This window comes from Rhodanobacter sp. B04, from assembly GCF_002001125.1.
In the GTDB taxonomy this organism is placed as follows: Bacteria; Pseudomonadota; Gammaproteobacteria; order Xanthomonadales; family Rhodanobacteraceae; genus Rhodanobacter.
In genome coordinates this window covers 242,264-259,799 of record NZ_MUNV01000009.1, presented here as the reverse complement: position 1 = coordinate 259,799, position 17,536 = coordinate 242,264, and the positions used below count along the sequence as shown (strand labels likewise).

At 64.3% G+C, this 17,536-nt stretch carries 10 protein-coding genes; 5 read left to right on the top strand and 5 right to left on the bottom strand.

The window, feature by feature from the left end; translation table 11 throughout:
• Window positions 1–12 precede the first annotated feature (12 nt).
• The 3 genes from pgmB (at window position 13) to B0E46_RS08855 (ending at window position 8,037) form a co-directional block, all read left to right on the top strand.
• On the top strand, window positions 13–3,207 hold the full coding sequence (gene pgmB / locus B0E46_RS08865; RefSeq protein WP_343124469.1) for a beta-phosphoglucomutase: 3,195 nt from the start codon (window positions 13–15) through the stop codon (window positions 3,205–3,207).
• A gap of 101 nt (window positions 3,208–3,308) precedes the next feature.
• A complete protein-coding gene (locus B0E46_RS08860; RefSeq protein ID WP_077555414.1) occupies window positions 3,309–5,891 on the top strand; it encodes a TonB-dependent receptor in 2,583 nt (860 codons plus the stop codon).
• Between the two features lie 325 nt (window positions 5,892–6,216).
• Complete coding sequence (locus B0E46_RS08855) at window positions 6,217–8,037, top strand: tetratricopeptide repeat protein (protein WP_168171168.1); 1,821 nt, start codon at window positions 6,217–6,219, stop codon at window positions 8,035–8,037.
• Between the two features lie 15 nt (window positions 8,038–8,052).
• Here B0E46_RS08855 and B0E46_RS08850 read toward each other — a convergent pair whose 3' ends face one another.
• From B0E46_RS08850 to B0E46_RS08835, 4 genes are all read right to left on the bottom strand, one after another.
• Window positions 8,053–8,754, bottom strand: a complete 702-nt coding sequence (locus tag B0E46_RS08850) for a TIGR02466 family protein (protein ID WP_077555412.1) — start codon at window positions 8,752–8,754, stop codon at window positions 8,053–8,055.
• Window positions 8,755–8,831: 77 nt separating this feature from the next.
• Complete coding sequence (locus tag B0E46_RS08845) at window positions 8,832–10,220, bottom strand: glycoside hydrolase family 125 protein (RefSeq protein ID WP_077555411.1); 1,389 nt, start codon at window positions 10,218–10,220, stop codon at window positions 8,832–8,834.
• Window positions 10,217–12,394, bottom strand: coding sequence for an alpha-galactosidase (locus B0E46_RS08840; protein WP_077555410.1), 2,178 nt, complete (start codon window positions 12,392–12,394; stop codon window positions 10,217–10,219). Before B0E46_RS08840 ends, B0E46_RS08845 begins: the two co-directional genes overlap by 4 nt.
• 55 nt (window positions 12,395–12,449) lie before the next feature.
• Window positions 12,450–14,099 (bottom strand): ATP-binding protein, encoded by a 1,650-nt coding sequence (locus tag B0E46_RS08835; RefSeq protein WP_077555409.1) that lies wholly within the window; start codon window positions 14,097–14,099, stop codon window positions 12,450–12,452.
• A 286-nt stretch (window positions 14,100–14,385) separates the two neighbouring features.
• Between B0E46_RS08835 and sucC the strand changes: the two genes are divergently transcribed.
• The gene (gene sucC / locus B0E46_RS08830; RefSeq protein ID WP_077555408.1) at window positions 14,386–15,549 is read left to right on the top strand and encodes an ADP-forming succinate--CoA ligase subunit beta; all 1,164 of its coding nucleotides are present in this window, start codon (window positions 14,386–14,388) and stop codon (window positions 15,547–15,549) included.
• A 14-nt stretch (window positions 15,550–15,563) separates the two neighbouring features.
• Window positions 15,564–16,439 carry a succinate--CoA ligase subunit alpha gene (sucD, locus tag B0E46_RS08825; RefSeq protein WP_077555407.1) on the top strand — a complete coding sequence of 292 codons (876 nt, stop codon included), beginning with the start codon at window positions 15,564–15,566 and terminating at the stop codon, window positions 16,437–16,439.
• Between the two features lie 66 nt (window positions 16,440–16,505).
• Here sucD and B0E46_RS08820 read toward each other — a convergent pair whose 3' ends face one another.
• Window positions 16,506–17,417, bottom strand: a complete 912-nt coding sequence (locus B0E46_RS08820; protein WP_077555406.1) for a LysR family transcriptional regulator ArgP — start codon at window positions 17,415–17,417, stop codon at window positions 16,506–16,508.
• Between the last annotated feature and the right edge of the window lie 119 nt (window positions 17,418–17,536).

Sequence of the window (17,536 nt, the reverse complement as noted above, 5' to 3'; positions counted from 1 at the left end):
GTCGGGAGGGGGATGCTTGTCATCGGGAAAATCCATCATTCGAGATTGCGCATGGCCAGGTCGGCCGAAGGCGTCGTCTTGGGCTGTAAACAGCCCGGTTCACTGGTTCCCATGAGCGGCAATCACCTACACACGAGACCGCAGGTTGTCCGAGGTGTCGATCTCGCCGGGGAAGCGGTGCATCCCGACGGGTTCGATGCGCCTGTTGCAGACGCCGACACGTGGCGGCTGACCCAATCGCATTGGCAGCCGGCCCATGCCGCGCGCGACGAAACCCTGTTCGCGCTGGCCAATGGAGCGCTCGGCGTACGCGGCGGCTTTGAGGAATCCCGCAGCCCAACACAGGGAAGCTTTCTTGCCGGCGTATGGGAACGCGCGCCCATCCACTATCACGAACGCCACTTCGGTTTCGCACGCGACACGGACACGCGCCTGCCGGTCGCCGAAGCGACCGCTGTACGCATTCGTCTGGGCGATCTGCATATCGACCCGGCGCATGGTGAAATTCTTACGTTCAAGCGAGTGCTCGATCTGCGTGAAGGAAAGCTCTCCCGCTTCCTGCGCTGGCGTACTGCGCAGGGACATACGTTCGAGCTCGAGACGGAACGCGTGGTGCCGATCGCGCACCCGGGCCTGCTGTGCATCCGCATGCGCCTGCGTTCGGTCGACTATGCCGGTCCGGTGTCTTTCGAGTCATCGATATCCGGCGATCGGGCCGCGGCGGCGCAGGGTGACGATCCGCGCTTTGGCGCCGGCAGCGGTCTGGCCCTGCACGTATCGCATACGTCCGCCACGGAAGGCGAGGCATGGCTTGCGCAACGCACCGGCGAGAGTGCGATTGGCGTGGTCTGCATGCAGCGCCACCGGATCGGCGGGCTCGCCTTCTCCGGTGCCGCAGCGGACGCTGGCTGCGTGCAACAGAGCTATCACGGGCATCTCGCTGCAGGCGAGTCGGTGCTGATCGAAAAGTTTGTCGCGTATGCGTGGAGCCAGCCGCAGCAGGAGATATCCGACGCCGCCCTGCATTTGCGTGCCGTGAGCGAGCTTTCCAGTGCCATCGACAAAGGTTTCGACGCGCTGCTGCAGACCCAGGCGCGCGATTGCGCCGCTTTCTGGGATCGCGCCAGCCTTTCGATCGAGCATGACCGGCGCAGCGAACAGGCGCTGAAGTTCAACCTGTTCCACATCTTCCAGTCCGCCGCGCGCGACGGTCATGGCGGCATCGCCGCGAAAGGCCTGACCGGCGAGGGCTACGAAGGCCATGTGTTCTGGGATTCGGAAACCTTCGTGTTGCCTGCGCTCGCGCTGACCGCGCCGGCGCTGGTCAAGCCCAGCCTGCTCTTCCGCCTGCACACGCTCGATCACGCACGAGCCCATGCCCGCGAGATGAATCATGCGCGTGGCGCGTTGTACCCGTGGCGCACGATCGGCGGTGACGAATGCTCGGCCCATTACCCGAGCGGGTCGGCGCAATATCACATCAACGCCGCGATCGCCTTCGCGATCAAGCTCTATGTCGAGGCCAGCGACGATCGCGCATTCCTTGCCGAGGGTGGCGCGGAAATGCTGATCGAGACCGCGCGCATCTGGCTGCAGGTCGGGCATTTCAACCAGCGTCGCGGCGGTGCGTTCTGCATCAACGACGTGACCGGGCCGGACGAATACACCGCGCTGGTCGACAACAACTACTACACGAACCGGATGGCGCAGGAGCATCTGCGCTATGCGGTCGAGGTGGTGCGCGAACTGGCCAAGAGCTCGCCAGGGACGTTTGCCGCGCTCCGGCAAAAACTCGCATTGTCGGAACCTGAAATCGCCGACTGGTCGCGTGCGGCCGATGCGATGTACCTGCCGCATGACGAGCGTCTTGGCATCGTCGCGCAGGACGACACGTTTCTGGACAAGCCGCGATGGGATTTCGCCGGCACCCCGCCGGAAAAATACCCCCTGTTGATGCATCACCATCCGCTGACGCTGTATCGGCACCAGGTGTGCAAGCAGGCGGATGCGCTGCTGGCGCTGGTGCTCGCGGGCGAAAACATCGATCGTGCCACCAAGCGGCGCAGCTTCGATTATTACGAGGCGATCACGGTCCACGATTCCACGCTTTCCGCGTCCACCTTCGCGGTACTCGCAGCGGAAATCGGTTACGCCGACAAGGCGCGCGACTATTTCATGGACGCGTTGCGCGTCGATCTCGACGATCTGCACGCCAACACCAGCCACGGTGCACACATGGCCGCCATGGCCGGAAGCTGGTTGGCCCTTGCGTGGGGATTCGGCGGCCTGCGCATCGCGGCTGGCGGCATTGGCTTCGATCCGATCCTGCCGCCGGGATGGCGCGGGTACCGCTTTGGCGTGGCGTGGAAGAACCGGAACATCACCGTGGCCGTCGATGCGCAGACGGTCCGCTACACCCTGGCCGGCGGTGCACCGCTGGGCATCATGCATGCCGGCGAGCCGTTGCTGCTGACGGAAGGCAATGCGCAATCGCTGATGCTGGACAGACATCTGCCGCCCGTCGATGCGTCGCAACATGCGGCGGTGGTGTTTCCGCGCGCATTCCGGGCGTTGCTCTTCGATCTCGATGGCGTACTCGCGGACACCGCACATCTGCATCATGCCGCCTGGAAACGCTTGACCGAGGAGATCGGTCTGCCGTGGAACGAGGACATCGGCGAGAAGCTCAAGGGTGTCGACCGCGCCACCTCGCTTGAAATCGTTCTCGGTACAGCCGCTTCCGGATACACGCGCGAGCAGAAGCAGCAGCTTGCCGATCGAAAGAATGGCTATTACCGGAAGGCCATCGAGACCTTTTCGGCCGGTGATCTTCTACCGGGTGCGCTGGCTACGCTGAAGGCCGCGCGCAAGGCCGGCTTGAAGATCGCGCTGGCGTCGGCCAGTCGCAGCGCCGGCGAGCTCGTCGAACGCATGGGCATCGGTGAATTCTTCGATCACATCGTCGACGCCTCGACGATTGCGCGGGCGAAGCCCGATCCGGAAATTTTCCAGCGCGCCGCCGCGGCGCTGGGTGTCGACGCTGCCGACTGTCTGGGCATCGAGGACGCGCAAGCTGGCATAGCGGCGATCAAGTCTGCGGGCATGGCCGCCCTGGGTATCGGCGATGCACGGATCTTGGGGGAGGCGGATGCAGTACTGCCCGATCTGGCGTCATTCAGGCTGGAGCAGTTTGTCGAGCCGGGCTGAGATCTGCGCCATCGCGGTGTCGTCAATGAATTGATAAATCAGAACGAAAACAACGTCGAGTCGAAACCGGTGTTCCAACACCATCTTGAGGAGGGATTACCATGAATCACCCCGAACTAGTCAAACTGGCACTGGTGACCGCGATCACGGCGGCGCTGCCGCAGATGGTCTGGGCGGCAGGCCAGGATGCAGCTGCACCGGCCGCGCAGACCGACACCAACACGGCGCCTGCCGGCAAGGAAAAAACCAGCACAGGGCTCAAGGAGGTCAAGTCCCTGCAAGCTGTCGTCGTGACCGCCAACGCGGGTGGCGTCAAGAAAATCGACGCGAGTTACAACGTCGTCACCGCCGACCTTCAGCAGATCACGGACGCCAACCCGAAGAGCACCGCCGACCTGCTCAAGATCTCGCCGGGAATCTGGCCTGAATCCAGCGGCGGCCAGACCGGCGCCAACATCGAGATCGCCGGCTTCCCGGGTGGCGGCGATGCGCCGTTCTTCACCATGATGGTCAATGGCACCCCGTTGTATGGCATGCCGTCGTTGTCCTTCATGGACAGCAGTTCGCTGTTCCGTCTCGATGACACGATCCAGCGCGTCGAGATCGTGCAGGGCGGTCCGGGCGCCATCTTCGGTCCGGGTCAGATGGGCGCCACCGCAAACTTCATCCTGCGCCAGGGTACCGAGGTGCCCTCGGGTGACATCGGCGTGACCTACGGCTCCGAAGGGCTGTATCGCGTGGATGGCTTTTACGGCTTTCCCATCGCGGAGAACTGGTATGGCAGCATCGGCGGCTTCTACCGCAGGTCCGATGGCGTGCGCGATCCGCAATATCCCTCCGACAACGGTGGGCAGCTGACCGCGACCCTGACCCACGACCTGGACAACGGTACGCTGATGTTCTGGGCACGTTCGCTCGACGACAAGAACCAGTTCATTACCCCGACCGCATTGATCCAGGGCAGCGGTTCGAACTACTCCAGCTTTCCCGGCATCGATGCGCTGACCGGTACCTACTACAGCCACGCCATCCAGAACGTCCAGGTGCCTGGACCCTACGGCAACATGCTGAACGCGAATCTTGCCAATGGCCGTGGCGGCAAGCTCAACTACTTCGGTGGCACCTACAGCGCCGACTTTGGCGACGGCTGGAAGGTGGACGACCACTTTGTCGTGGGCGGAGGCCAGCTCAATACCAATGCGCTGTTCTCAGGCCCCAACCCGAAGCCGCTGGGCTACTACCTCTACGGCTGCAACACCGCGCAGCCGGCGGGTTATTGCAGCAGCACCAACCAGCCGGTGGACAGCGACACCCTGGGTCTGCCGGCCGGCACCAACGTCCAGGCCAACTATGTCGGCGGCGGCGCGGTGCCACTGAACCAAAGCGTCATCCATCAGGGTTGGTGGTATATCCAGAAGCAGCTGCATACCTTCAACAACGATTTCCGGCTGAGCAAGGAATTGTTCGACGGCAATACCCTGACCGCGGGCTTCTACTTCGCGCGCTCGACCGACAACGACAACTGGTCGCTCGGCAACCAGATGCTGATGAGCAACACGAACAACGCCAAGCCGATCACGGTCAGCTATGTGCAGAATGGACAGACCTATTACGTCACCAACCCCCAGGGCTTCGTCAGCTTCAATGGCAATTACGACATTGCCGAGAATGGCGTGGCGACCAACAAGGCGTTCTACCTGTCTGACTCGTGGAAGGTGGGTCCGTGGCTGCTGGATGCCTCCGCACGAATTGAAAACATCCATGCCACTCAGAACACGTGCAACTTCGTGACCGTCGACCTGGATGGCAACCCCTATACGCTGTATGACAATGCCGTCTCGATCTGCAATGGCACGTTCACGCACCTTGACTACAACAAGACCCATCCGTCGTTCACGGTCGGCGCCAACTATGAGCTGGCCAGCAACATGAGCATATACGGCCGTGCCAATACCGGCGGCCATTTCGACGATTTCGACAACGGCATCCGCGGCAGCGGCGGCAATTTTTCGCCGATGGAGAAGATCCGCAACCTGGAAGGCGGCTTCAAGTACCAGACCCCGGTTCTCTACCTCGATGCCAGCGTCTACTATCGGAAATTCACCGGCCTGCAGTACCAGGAAACCAACGGGGCGGGCGTTCCGATCGGCGCGATCTCCAATTACGGATCATCGACCAAGGGTTTGAATCTGAACGCCACCTGGTCGCCGATTGAAAACCTGAAATTCGCCTTGGTCGGCGACTACATGGACGGCCACTACACGAATTACAACGGCTGTGCCCAGTACACCGATATCAATGGTGGTGTGCAGTGCGTCGGCCTTGACGGCGAACCTCTGCAGCGGCAACCCAAGGTGCGTTACATGTTCACGCCGAGCTACCGGATCGTGACCAGCTGGGGAGACATCACTCCCTATGTCACGTACACCCACATTGGTCAGCGTTACGAAGACCAATCCGGGTTGCAGCCGCTCGGTTCGTATTACACCCTGGACGCAGGCATCGTCGCCAACTACAACCAGAACTGGCAATTCACCCTGCGCGGAACCAATCTGACCAACCAGATCGGCCTGACCGAAGGCAATTCACGTGTCTTTGGCGTCAATACGGGCATCGGCGGCGTCATCATGGCGCGTTCCATCGAGGGGCGCGAAGTGAATCTGCAGGCGAAATACAACTTCTAGGTCTGATGGCCTGCTTCGCTTGCGGTACTGGACGGCCCGGATCGTTTCCCTCGACGATCCGGGCCGTTTCGTTTGACCGCGTGGCGCGCTAGATTTGTGCTTCAGTTTCGTTTCCACGGCAGTGGCGCGCTTCGGGAAGCTGGCGGGCAGAGGTCGATCTCGCGTGCCTGGAACAGCCCGTGTCTTGCGGCTGATGCCTGCGGTCACGAACCGGGGATCAAGCAAGCTGTTCCCCTCTTTCGCAAGCGAAATCATGCAATGCCCGCATGCAGGGGCGAGTCGTTTTGACGATGAATCAATCAAGCCAGTCCGCCGTGGGATACCCATGATCTCGTCCGCTGTCATTGAGTCCCTGCGACACATCAGTACGTTGCTGCAGGCCGGGAATTTCCGGCTTGCGCATGAGCAACTCGAAGCGGTCGTAAGCGAAAACCCGCAGTTCGCCGAAGCGCGCCGACTGCTCGCCGGTGCCAAGCAGGCGCTTGGCGATGCTGCCGGTGCGGAAGCCAGCTTGCGTGAAGCGCTTGCGCTCGATCCCGGTTGGACGCCCACGTTGGCAACCCTCGGCGAGCTGCTGCTCGGCAGCGGTCGGGCCGGCGAAGCCGAGCCCCTGCTGCAGCGCGCCTGTGCGGGATCGCCGCCGTATCCACGCGCAGCGTTGGTGCTTGCGCGCTACTACAACGACACGCAGCGTCCAGCCCAGGCGGTGGAGGTGACTGCCCGCTTTTGCGCGAACGGTCAGGCGGACGCGGAGTTGGTTGCGCAGCATGTCGCCGGTCTTGCCGCGCTCGGGCGTCAGGGCGAAGCGGTGGCCACGTTCCGCCAGGCGGTGGCGGCTGCGCCCGGGCATCCTCTCGCTGCGCATGCCCTGGCGATGGCCCTGGATGCCGCGAACCAGCCTGCCGAGGCGGAGCGCGTCGCCCGCCAGGCGCTGGCCCAGGGACAACCGAATGCGATGCTGCATTACACCCATGCGCGCAGCTTGATCGCGCTCGGCGACTTCGATCGGGCCGAGACGGCGTTGCGCGCCTGCCTGCGGCTGGAGCCGCGCCTGCTGGAGGCGCACAACCATCTTGCACGGCTGGTATGGATGCGTACCGGTGACAGCGCGCAGGCAACCGCCACGATGGATCAGGCCTTGCGGACGTTTGCCAACGACGATGCCCTGTGGGCGGCGAAGGCGGCCATTCTGCAGGGGGCGGGGGATGCGCGCAGCGCGTACGCCTGTCTCGCCGAGCCGGTTTCGCGTGCGGGTGCTCCGCCGGCACTGCTGGTGCGCGCCGGTCTGGCGGCGCTGGAATTCGATCCCGCGGCCGCGTTGGGCCTGGCCGGGCGCGCCTTGCGTGCCATGCCGAACGACATGGGGGCACGCAAGCTCCTGCTCGCCGCCCAGCTCGGTATCGGCGACGCTGCCGGCGCGTTGCCCCATTGTGACGCGTTGCTGGCGAGCACTCCCGACGACCAATATCTCATCGCGCTGCAGACCACGGCCTGGCGCCTGCTGGGCGATGCGCGTTACCAAGAGCTTTGCGATTACCAGCGATGGGTCGTGCCGCAGCAGCTCGACGTGCCATCGCGATGGTCGGATCTGGGCAGTTTTCTCGCCGATGTGAAGAGCAGCCTCGAGCGCCTGCATCGTGCCCACAACCACCCGCTGCTGTTTCAATCCTTGCGGCATGGCACGGAGACCACCGAGGAACTGACGCGCAGTACGGACCCGGTGATCCAGGCCTTGTTCCAGGCCTTCGAAGCGCCCATCCGGCGCTATATGGAGCAGATCGGTCGCGGCAACGATCCGCTGCGCCGGCGCAACCAGGGGAGCTGGCGCTTCAATGGCAGCTGGTCGGTGCGGCTGCGCACGTCGGGCTTCCACACCAACCACGTGCATCCGCGCGGATGGATTTCCTCGGCCTGCTATATCGAATTGCCTGACAGCATGGCCGATCAGCGAAGCCAGGACGGGCTCCTCACGTTCGGCGAGCCCAGCATCGCCACGACGCCTAGCTTGCCGGCCGAGCACGCGGTACGTCCCGAGACCGGCATGCTGGTGCTGTTCCCGTCCTATTTCTGGCATGGCACGGTGCCTTTTTCAGGCGACCAGACGCGTCTTACGGTGGCCTTCGATGTGGTGCCCGATCGCCGGTAGCTTGGTGCCCCTGGTCTACGCCGTCACCGCATTGAAGGAGATCGAGATGCGCGGCTCGTCGCTGTCGTGGGGTTCCACGAAGTGTTCCATCCAGCTCGGGAACAGCACCAGCAAGCCGGCATCGGGGGTCAGCTGGATATCGCTGTAGCCGTTCGGCACGGCACCCTTCACGTAGCCATGAATGACACCGGGCCGCGGATCGCGGAACACCAGCTTGCCCGAACCCGCGGGCACTTTGAGGTAGAAGCAGCCCGACAGCAGGCAGCCTTCGTGCACATGCAGGAAGTTGAAGCCGCCGCGGTCATGCAGGTTGATCCATGATTGCAGCTGGAACGGGACATCGCGCACGCCCATCTCGCTCAACGCGCTGGTGCAACCCGAACGTATCGCCTGTCGCAGCGGCGCAAAGACGGGCTGCTCCAGTACCGCCATGTCCTCGCTGTTCCAGCCCTGGCGATTGGTACGTCCTGCCGGTCGCGGGCTGGCAGCCCGTAGCGCCAGCACGGTACTTGCCCACTCCTGCAGATGCGTTGTCAGCGCGGGCATCTGTGCCTGCCAGATACGGGTAGGGAAGAGATCGAACGATCGCAATGCCGGGGCAACCGTCGGCGTGGCGACGGAGTAACTGATTGAGCCGGGCGCGCTGGAGCTGACCGTGAAACCTGCCTGATTGCCGCTGTGCGATCCCTTGGAAGGGAAACTGGAATTGCCCGCCATTCGTCGATTTCCTGTCCTGCTCGGTGATTCCCATACTGCGCGCGAGCCCGCGTGGCCCGCAAGATTCACCCGCGCGGTCAGTGTGTGGATTCCACATCGAAATGCAGGGCCGCCGTACTTGGTGTGGGGTGCGCCGGAGCCCCATGCAGCTTCGCGATGTATTCGGTGAAGAATGCATTGGGCCAGCCGAAATCCTCGCGGGTGAATTTCGTGGGATCGCGAGGATCGAAGGATTCATGCAGCCGGTGGTCGCCCGGGTCGCTGGCCAGCAACATGGCCAGCACGCGCTGCTGCTCGGCCGGGTCGTTCGTGGTGAATCCTTCGGCAAGCAGCCCCAGCGGCCAGATCATGCCGACGGGAGTGTGCGGGCTGCCCAGTCCGGCTGCGAGCGGACCGGAGTAGTAAAACGGGTTGGCCCGTGAGAGCACGAAATGCCGGGTGTTCCGGTAGATCGGATCGTCAATGCCGACATAACCGAAATACGGCGCCGAAAGCAGGTTCGGAAGGTTCGCATCGTCCATCAGGTTCGCGTGGCCGAGCCCGTCGACTTCATAGGCATAGATCGGTTTGCCGTCAGGCCCCTTCACGATGCCGTATCTCTGGATGCCTGCATGCACTTGCCGGCGCAGCTTCCCGGCGCGTGCTGCCATCCGCGGATCGCGATAGACCGCGGCGATATCCACAAGCGCCGACAAGGCCTGCACCGCCATCATCTCGGCGGGGATCAGGTAGTTGTAGACGCACGGGTCGTCCGAGGGACGGAAGCCGGTCCAGATCATGCCGGTATGGGCGACCGGATTGATGCCGGCTTCCTCGGTGTCGGACTTGAAGCGGTACCTGCTGCTGCGTCGGTGATCCTGCTCGATCTTCATGACGTCGAGCACGTGCAGAAAGGCTTGTCTGAGCTCTGGCGTGAATACCGACGCATCGCCGGTCACCCGGTAATACTTCCACGCGAGCAGAATCGGATAGCACAGCGAGTCCAGTTCGAACTTGCGTTCCCACACCGTGTAGTCCTGTTTGAACGCGTTGGCATACGGATCGACGATCAGGTACTTCGCCTGACGCTGGATCACGGCCTTGAACAGGGCGCGTACCTGCGGATCGCGGGCGTAGTCGAGATAGGTTGCCTCGACCTGCACGCTGGAGTCGCGCAGCCATTCGGCGGGAATGTCGCCGGTTCTCACGTAGGCGGTGCCATCGCCCGCTTCCACGATCTGCGTGCCAGTGTTGAGCAGGGCCGAACGCAGCATCGCCTGCAATGCCGGGTTCGGATTCCGATACGCGGCTGCGGCCGCGATGATCACCCCAGGCTGGACCACCAGCCTGCCGTTCTGCAGCCTGTCGTCCTGATGCGTTTGCGTCGCGGATGCGTTCGTTTCGACCTGGGCCCCGGCAGCCTGTCGCGACGTGAATACGGCGCAGGCAAACAACACTGCCAGCACCAGGTGATGTCTGGAGGTCATCGCAAGGCCTCGATCGTCACCAGTTCGGACGAGTCCGCCATGGGCAGCGCCACGACAAGGCCAGCCTGCATCAGCTCGCGCCCGCTTGCTTCGCGATCAGGCGACGAGTGATCCCTGAAATGCAGCCGGTATCTGCGATTGCCGCGCAGTCCACGCAAGTTGAAGCGGAATCCGCCCGGCGTGGCCGCGCTGCCATGGAAAGCGTAGAGCACGCCCCGGTCCCGGCCGGCATCGAAATATTCCAGTCCGTCCCAGCCCTTGCCGTCCGGCCGGGGTCCCACGTGGTACAGGTCGGCATCGCGGATCAACGGGCGCAGGGTCGATTTGTAGAATGCGATCTCCCTGGCCGCGGCGGCATGCTGCTGCGGACTCCAGCTGTTGCTGTCGATCATCACCGTCAGCCAGCCCATCATCCCGCTGCGCAGCATGTAGCGGAAATTCTCGATGTGCGGCGTCGGCCATGCCTTCACATAGGCCTCGAGCATCGCCGGTGGCAGTACGTGGCTGGCGTCGTAGAACGCCTGCCGGTTGGATAGCGGGTCGTAGGCGTCGACGATGGAGAAGTAATCGCCGTGCGCGGCGCTGCCGAAATCGACCATGCGCCCGCCGTCGTTGCAGATTTCGAGCATCAGGCCTGGGTGCGCGCGTCGCAGCCCTGCCTGTATCTCGTAGTAAGCCTGCGTGGCGTGCAGGCTGACATCGGTCGAATTGGAACTGTCGACCCAGAGGAAATCATCATCGCTGTAGCGCCGGGTGCCGGCGGGGTCGGCCGGCGCATGCGGATGATCGGCGCGGGCGCAGCCCTGGGCGACGACATAACCGTCGTGCTCAAGCATGTCGACGTGATAGTCGCGCACGATGCGATCGACTTCGCGCGTCGCCCACGCCTGTGCGGCGGGTGCGCCCAGGTCGATGGTGATGCCCTTGAACTCCGCGGGTTGCCAGCCCGCTGGCGGATCGGTGGTCAGCCAGTCGCGCACATGCGGATCGGCGACGTTAAGTGCGCCGCGCTGCGCACTCGTGCCCGCCTGCGCCCAGTCGGTCCAGAGGCCGAACTTCAGGCCGCGGCTATGCGCGTAATCCGAAATCGCCGCAATGCCGTGCGGAAATTTCCGCGGGTCCGGATACCAGTCGCCGACCGCGCGGAACCAGCCGGCATCGAGATGGAACATCTCGAAACCCAGGCGGCGTGCATCGTCGATCATGTGCCGGGCCTGTGCGTCGGTGATCGCCATCGCGCTGCCCCAGCTGTTGACGGTCACCGTCGGATAGGCGGGATCGCGCAAGATGGCGGGATCATTCAATACCTCGCGCACCCAGCGCCGCAGCGTGTTGCCGGTAGTGTCCACGTCGCCATCGCTGGCGCCGACGAACACGGTCGGGGTGCTGAAGGTTGCTCCGGGCGCCAGGCGTGTGCGGAAGGGGCCGGGTTCGGGATCGAGCCCCGCCACGCCTTCGAGCACATCGCCGTGCCGCTTCAGCGCCATCGCGATGCGGCCACTGAACTCCACCCCGACATACCATCCACGATGCGTGGAGCCCTCGTCACGGACCAGGAAGTACGGGATGATCTCGCGCGGCTCGCCCGCTGCCGGATGTGCGAACGTGCTCGATGCGCCATGCCAGCGATAACCCTCGCTGACCGGCACCAGATGCGTCCCGACGGGTGGCGCTTCGCCGGCGCCCTTGTCGATCCACAACTGCTCCAGCGGCTGATCCGCGGCGACCTTCCAGGCAAAGCGAAAACTGTCCTGCAACGGGATCCAGACCTCGTGCCGGCCCGGGTTCTCGATGCGGATCACGTGTTCGATCGGGCCATGCCGTGCCGTCGCCCGCCATTCCCAATAAAGCCGCAGGCCGGTCGACCGATCCGCGTAGGCGAGGCTGACGGAATCGCTGCGGATGCGGCTGGCGCCAGGGTCGAATCGCCAGTGCAGCGCAACCGCCACACCATCGATCGTCGCGCTGCCGACAAAGGTCTCGGCATCCATGCCTTGCCAGGTGGTACCGCCGCTGCCGGCCAGGCGCAGCACCTGCGGGACAGACGCCGCGGGTAGCAACGCGATCTGGTTGTCCGTATTCCCGACCAGGATCGGTGTGGACGCAGTGTCGGCAGCAGCATGCTGCGTGAAGATCAGGCCGAGCGAGAGGCAGATCCATGCGGCGGGCTTCATCGTGTGACCTGTCTTCGGTTATCCAGCAAGGTCGCAACGGTTCACGCCCGAAACGTCAACGCGAAGCGCCTTGGGTGGTTTCGGCGGGTTCGGCGAGGCCGCGGGCCGGCGGTGTCAGCACCAGCCGGAAACAGCTGCCGCCCCCGGCCACGCGAACGTATTCCAGCGCGGCCTGGTTGGCCTCGCTCATCTGCCGGGCCAGGTACAGGCCCAGCCCGGTGCCGTATTCGTGGGTGGTATAGAACGGTTCGAAGATCTGCGCGGCGACCTTGGGCGCGATGCCGGGGCCACGATCGATCACTTCGAGGATCGGCACGCCGTGCTCGCCCTGCCGGGTCACCACCATCACCCGCGCCGGCTCGCCCGGCAGGCGGCCATAACGCAGCGCGTTCTGCACCAGGTTCCACACCACCTGCTGCAGTTGCTGCGGATCGGCCACCGCCGCCACCGGCGCACCATTGCTCGCGATCGCACGCAGCGAATCGATGCCGAGGTCGTTGCCCTGTGAATATTCCTCGACGAAGGCCTGGGCCCAGTGGCCGAGGTCCAGCGTTTCCGGGCGCGAGCGCTCGCGGCGCGACAGCTGCAGGATGTTCTCGATGATCTCGTTGAGCCGGATGCAGTGATTGTTGATGATCTCGACCATGCGCTGGTCGGTGGCATCCATGCTGGTCGATTCGGCCAGCAACTGCGCCGAGTAGCGGATGGCTGCCAGCGGGTTGCGGATCTCGTGGGCGATCGAGGCGGACAGGCGGCCCAGCGAGCTGAGCGTGAGCTCTTCCGCGCGGCGCGACAGCAGCGAGGTGTCGTCCAGGAAGATCAGCACGTGTGAGTCATCGTTCGGCGCCAGCCGGCTGAAGCGCGGCACTACCTCGGGCACGCCGTCGGCGAGCTGGGTGGCGGTTTCGTCCAGCTTGCCCGAGGTCATCCAGTGATACAGCCGGCGCGACAGTTCCGGCGCCAGCTGGCCCAGGTCGCGCTGGTCGGCACGGGGGTTGCCCATCAGCATCCAGGCAGATTCGTTGATCTGGTGGATGCGGTTGGCGTCGTCCACCAGCAGTACGCCGGTCTTCATGCGGCGGATGATCAATTCGTTGACCTGGGCCAGGTTGGCCAGATCGGTGCTGCGCTGCTCGGCCAGCGCCTCGGTGGCGCGCAGCTGGCGGCCCAGCACGTGGCATAGCGTGCTGCTGGCGAAATAGGCCAGGCCGAACAGTGCCGCCTCCAGCAGGTCGCGATCGGCCGGATTGTTCGACGACGTGCCGAACAAGGTATGGCCGAGGATGCCCAGGGTGGCCAGCGCGGCAAAGAAACTGGACAGCCGCAAAGGCAGGATCAGCGCGCCCGCGCTCAGGTTCACCGCCAGCATCATCGCGATGCCGATACGCGCATCGTGCATCGCGCCAATGGCCAGCACGGCGGCGAAGATGTCCACGGCCAGGGTCGCCGAAACCGCGGTGTTGACGTATGCCATGCTGCGCCGGTTGAACAGCAGCGCAATCAGCGCAAACAGCAGATAAGCCGAGGTTACCCCACGGGCAAGACCGGGCTTGGCCAGTTCCGGCCACCCCATCCCGCCCGGACTGAACGCCAGCCCGGCGTAGACCAGCGCCTGCACCAGCCGGAACACGTTGAGGAAGGTCAACTCGTGGCGGATCGTCGCAGTACCCGCGCGGGGGGTGGTGAAGGGTGGCGTGCTGGACACGTGGGATGCACTCCATGGCGGTTCCGGGCGAGTATAGACGGGCTGATCGGCGTTGGAGTGCGCTCGCAAGGCGCATGAAACCGGGCTGCGGGGCGGCCCGGACACGCCGCTCTTTCCATTACCGCCCGCTTCCGCGAAAATAGGCGGCCGTATTGCGCGGTTTTTGCCGGTTCACTGGCATGCGCACTGCTTTCGGCAGCGTGCCACTCCGCTGTCCGATCTTCCCTGACCCACGTCGTGTTCAAGCGTGCGGCCGCCATGTTTTCCCGTTCGCTCGAGGTATCGAATGAATTTCCACGAATACCAGGCCAAAGAACTGTTCGCGCAGTACGGCATTGCCGTGCCGCCGGGCAAAGTTGCCAACTCCCCCGACGCCGCCGTCGATGCCGCCAAGCACCTCGGCGGCACGCAATGGATGGTCAAGGCGCAGATCCACGCCGGTGGCCGCGGCAAGTCCGGCGGCGTCAAGTTCTGCCGCAGCTTTGACGATGTGCGTGCCGCCGCCAAGGGCATGCTCGGCACCCACATGGAAACCTACCAGTCCGCCGGCCGCGCGCTGCCGGTGAACCTGGTGCTGGTGACCGACGCGACCAATATCGCCCGCGAGCTGTACCTGTCGATCCTGGTCGACCGCGACAGCAAGTCCGTTTCGTTCATCGCTTCCAAGCATGGCGGCGTGGACATCGAACAGGTCGCCAAGGACACCCCGGAAGACATCCACACCATCGTGGTGGATTTCGTCGAAGGCCTGCAGCCGTACCAGTGCCGCCAGCTCGGTTTCGCGATGGATCTGACCGCCAAGCAGGTGAACCAGCTGACCAAGATCATGCTGGGCCTGTACAAGTTGTTCAACGAGAAGGATCTGGCCCTGGTCGAGCTGAACCCGCTCGCGGTGCTGGAAGACGGCAACCTCGCCGCGCTCGACGGCAAGGTGAACTCCGACGACAACGCCGAGTTCCGCCATCCCGACCTGGCCGCGATGCGCGACCTGACCCAGGAGGACGCGGCCGAAGCAGCCGCAGTGCAGAACAACCTCAACTACGTGACGATGGACGGCTCGATCGGCTGCATGGTCAACGGCGCCGGCCTGGCGATGGCCACGATGGACGTGATCAAGCTGGCCGGCGGCGAGCCGGCCAACTTCCTCGACGTCGGCGGCGGCGCCACCAAGGAGCGCGTCACCGAGGCGTTCAAGCTGATCCTCTCCTCCGACAAGGTGAAGGCCATCCTGGTCAACATCTTCGGCGGCATCGTGCGCTGCGACCTGATCGCCGAGGGCATCATCGCCGCGGTGAAGGAAGTGGGCCTGACGATTCCGGTAGTGGTGCGCCTGCAGGGCACCAATGTGGAGAAGGGCCGCGAACTGCTGGCCAACTCCGGCCTGGCGATCACGCCGGCCGACGATCTCAACGACGCGGCGCAGAAAGCCGTGGCTGCGGCCAAGGCCTGAGGAGCAATCGAACCATGAGCGTTCTCGTCAACAAGAATACCAAGGTGCTTGTGCAGGGCTTCACCGGCCAGCAGGGTACCTTCCACGCGCAACAGGCACTGGACTACGGCACCAAGGTCGTCGGCGGCGTCACGCCAGGCAAGGGTGGTTCCGAGCACATCGGCCTGCCGGTGTTCAACTCGATGGATGAGGCTGTCCTCGAGACCGGCGCCGATGCGTCGGTGATCTTCGTGCCGCCGCCGTTCGCGGCCGACTCGATCCTCGAAGCGATCGACGCCGGCATCCGCGTGATCGTGGCGATCACCGAGGGCATCCCGGTGCTGGACATGCTGCGCGTGAAGAACGTGCTGGCGCAGCATCCGGAAACCGTGCTGATCGGGCCGAACTGCCCCGGCGTGATCACCCCGGGCGAGTGCAAGATCGGCATCATGCCGGGCCACATCCACATGCCGGGCAAGGTCGGCATCGTGTCGCGTTCCGGCACGCTGACCTATGAAGCGGTGTTCCAGACCACCAACGAAGGCCTGGGCCAGTCCACCTGCATCGGCATCGGCGGCGACCCGATCAACGGGCTCAGCTTCATCGACTGCCTGAAGCTGTTCCAGGACGATCCGCAGACCGAAGGCATCATCATGGTCGGCGAGATCGGCGGCAGCGCCGAGGAAGACGCCGCCGAGTTCATCGGCGAATACGTCACCAAGCCGGTGGTCTCGTTCATCGCCGGCGCCTCGGCCCCGGCCGGCAAGCGCATGGGCCACGCCGGTGCGATCATCTCCGGCGGCAAGGGCACCGCGGCGGCAAAGTTCGCCGCGCTGGAGAAGGCCGGCGTCACCACGGTGAAGTCGCCGGCCGATCTGGGCAAGACGCTCGCCAAGCTGATGAAGAAGTAAGTCGGGTCTGCACGACCGATATGGAAAGGGCCGCGAGACGCGGCCCTTTTCGTTTGCCGACTGCCATCACTTGTGCATGTGCGAGGTGCTTCGAAGTCCTTGCCGGGCAGCCTGCAGCAGGGCTTTCGTCACTGTCGACAGGGTGTTCGAACGGATCGACCAGTGCTGCCAGTACAGGGGCACGTCCAGCCAGTGGTCGGGTGCGATTGGCTTGAGCGCGCCTTCCGCGAACGACTTGGTCAGCATCGACTCCGGCGCCATCGCCCAGCCCAGGCCCAGCGCTGCACCTTCCACGAAGGCGGTGGAGGATGGCAGGTAGTGCATGGGCGGTGCGAGTCGCGCGCGCGTCACGCGGTGCATGAAGCGCCACTGCAGCGCATCCTTGCGGTTGAACACCAGCATGGGGGCCTTGCCCAGCGAGATGGCATCCAAGCCTTGTGCGAAATGCCGCGCGACGAACGCAGGTGAGGCCACGGGCAGGTAGCGCATCACCCCCAGTTTGCTCACGTTGCAGCCCTGCACCGGCCGGGCGCTGGCCGTGATGGCGCCAAGCACCGAGCCATCGCGCAGCAGGTCGGTGGAATGATCCTGATCCTCCACGCGTATGTCGAACAGCAGCCGGTGCTGCTCGTGCAGATTTGTCAGTGCCGAGAGGAACCAGGTGGCGAGCGAGTCCGCGTTGACGGCGATGGCGACGGACGTGGGGGCGGCGCCATCGTCGTCGACCTGGAATGCTTGCAGCGCCTCGGCTTCCAGCAATCGCATCTGCTGCACGCTGCGCAGCAGGCGCTCGCCGGCAGGGGTGGCCGTGCATGGGGAGTGCCGCAGGATCAGCACCTGGCCCAGGCGATCCTCCAGCGCCTTGATCCGCTGCGAGACGGCCGATGGCGTCACGGAGAGTCGCCGCGCCGCGCCCTCGAAGCTGCCTTCGTCGAGCACGGCGACAAGGGCGGCGAGTTGGGGATTGAGGAGGCTCATGAGCGGGTGCCCGTCGATTTTGATGTGGCTTCGTCTGCCTGATTAGTAAAACTAAATATGGCTAAGGATATTTAGTTTTACTGAATCATGGGCGTTCGCCACAGTGACGGTCTTTCCGA